Annotated in this window: 2 protein-coding genes and 1 pseudogene; all 3 read left to right on the top strand. The window is 55.2% G+C overall.

All coding sequences use genetic code 11. The features are described from left to right. Positions 1 to 781: conjugal transfer pilus assembly protein TraU (gene traU, locus BHE81_RS25545; protein WP_004153778.1), on the top strand; the 781-nt coding region annotated here is incomplete at its 5' end. A 12-nt stretch (positions 782 to 793) separates the two neighbouring features. After that, positions 794 to 1,432, top strand: coding sequence for a type-F conjugative transfer system pilin assembly protein TrbC (gene trbC, locus BHE81_RS25540; RefSeq protein WP_004193871.1), 639 nt, complete (start codon positions 794 to 796; stop codon positions 1,430 to 1,432). Positions 1,433 to 1,490: 58 nt separating this feature from the next. Next, positions 1,491 to 2,379 (top strand): annotated as a pseudogene (locus BHE81_RS25535) (conjugal transfer protein TraN); the annotation flags it as partial.

Here is a 2,379-nt window from a genome sequence, read left to right as displayed (position 1 = left end):
GGCGCCGCCACCGATTTTTGTTCGTCCCGGCCTGGCCATCGGGTACTGGGAGCCGATGGCCATGACGGACGTCAGCCGTTCGCCTGGCTGTATGGTCAATCTGGGGGGCTTCAGTATCAATCTCGGCAAGACCGGTATGGGGACCGCGAGAAAGGACGATAAGCAGGTGAACGGCGCTTTTTATCACGTTCACTGGTACAAGTACCCGCTGACCTACTGGCTGAACATCATCACCTCCGCAGGCTGTCTGGAAGGCGGAGACATGGATATAGCCTATCTGTCCGAGATTGACCCGACCTGGGTGGACAGCAGCCTCACCACCATTCTGAATCCGGAAGCCATCCTGTTTGCCAACCCCATCGCACAGGGGGCGTGCGCGGCTGACGCTATGGCCAGCGCGTTTCATATGCCACTCGATATTCTGTTCTGGTGTGCCGGCTCTCAGGGTTCGATGTACCCGTTTAGCGGCTGGGTAAGCAACGAGTCCAGTCCGCTGCAGTCCTCGTTACTTGTCAGCGAGCGCATGGCGTACAAGCTTCACCGGCAGGGACAAATTATGGAGAGCATCGGGAAGGACAAGGCGGTCTGCTATGAGTATCCGTCCCCGATCATCCCCAAAGAGCGCTGGCGCTATCAGATGGTGAACATGTACCCGGACAGCGGCCAGTGCCATCCCGTGGGGCGCAGCGTGATGCGCTGGGAGGCCGGTAAAAATCCACCCAACACCCGTAAGAACTATGGCTATCTGATGTGGCGTAAACGCAATTGTGTCTTTCTCTGACAGGAGTCTCTCATGAAATTAATGAATCTGTTTATGGTCATGCTTTTGCTGACCGGACGAGCAGTGTTGGCTGAAACCTCCTCTGTTACAGACAGAGAATGGCTGAAGCAGCAGGAGAACCTCAGCGAACAGCTGCGCCAGCATCCGGATAAACAGCTGCAGCAGGAGCTTGAGGCGCAAATCAACCGTAATCCTCTGCCCAAATCAGACCGCCAGTTTATCGATAATCTGGTCAGCCAGCAGAAAGCGGCGAATCAGGAAAAGCCGGCAGAAGGGGCGCTGTACTTTGTCTCCTTCTCGATACCTGAAGAGGGGCTGAAGCGGATGCTGCACGAAACCCGGCAGTATGGCATTCCGGCGACACTGCGCGGGCTCGTCAATAACGACATGAAGACCACCACTGACGCGGTGCTGCAGCTGGTGAAGGATGGCGTGACCGACGGCGTGCAGATCGACCCGACACTATATACGCAGTACAGCATCCGGAGTGTGCCGTCTCTGGTGGTACGGTGTCAGGCCGGATATGACGTGGTACGCGGTAACATTCACGTCAAACAGGCGCTGGAGAAAGTGGCACAAACCGGTGACTGCGCACAGGTGGCCCGGCAAATACTTGATGCGCCCTCGAATGCCGCCGGGAGCCAGCCATGAAAGACAGACCGTACTTCATAGCGTTACCGGAAATGGTGAGGGATGAGGGAGGGCAAAAATGAAGACGGTTATTTCCGTACTGACTGCGCATTTTTTTGTCCTGAGCGCCTTTATCTGGCTGGCATCCCCCGCCTGTGCTGACAGTGGAAGCGACTATAAAGCTGGTTCGGATTTTGCGAAACAGGTGCAGGGCAATGGTCTGAACTCACTGAAAAATTTCAGTGGTGAGCAAAACCTGCCGGGGTATACCGACAGCCCTGATCAGGCAAAATACTATGGCGGCGTCACTGCCAGCGGAGACAGCTCTCTGAAAAGCGATTCAGCCCTGGAGTTCAGCCAGGGAGATACCGGCAAAGCGATTACTGAGTCGTTCACGAACCGGCCACCGGATCAGATATCTCAGGATGCACCGTTTATTCAGGCCGCAAAGGATACAGAATCCCGTGCCGACAGCATTGTCGGCGATACCGGACAGTCCTGTACCGCCCAGGTTGTGAACCGCAGTGAGTTCACAAACCATACCTGCGAACGTGATCTGCAGGTGGAAAATTTTTGCACACGGGAAGCGACCCTGAAGGATAACGCCACCACACAGAAAGTTAACCGAACCTATCAGCAGGTGGTGACGCTGAATTATGCCCGGAATACCCGGCAATGGAGTGGCAACCTGACGATCCCGACCAACGGTCGTCTGCTGAATGCCTCGGTGGATGGTGAGCCTCTGGTGATCCCCTGGATTGAAGAATGCGATTCCGAAGGGAAGGTGCGGGATAGCTGCAAGAGTGCAGTGAGTGAAAGCCTGACCCTCTTTGAACGAACGTTCCCCATTGATGTGATCAGCTGGCCACGTTCAGAATCGATGTGTTCAGGCGGTCAGAACACGCATTGTACGAAATATACCTATGACGGGAAGGGGAAGATTCATCAGTCGTTTGGTGTGGACAAAG

This window comes from Klebsiella sp. AqSCr (assembly GCF_008452795.1).
Lineage (GTDB): Bacteria > Pseudomonadota > Gammaproteobacteria > Enterobacterales > Enterobacteriaceae > Klebsiella > Klebsiella pneumoniae.
Note: the sequence above shows the minus strand (reverse complement) of the source record. Positions and strands in the feature narration are given on the sequence as shown.

Bases quoted from the DNA above. Each gene is read 5' to 3' on its own strand.
- trbC (WP_004193871.1), top strand. From the start codon at position 794: ATGAAATTAATGAATCTGTTTATGGTCATGCTTTTGCTGACCGGACGA.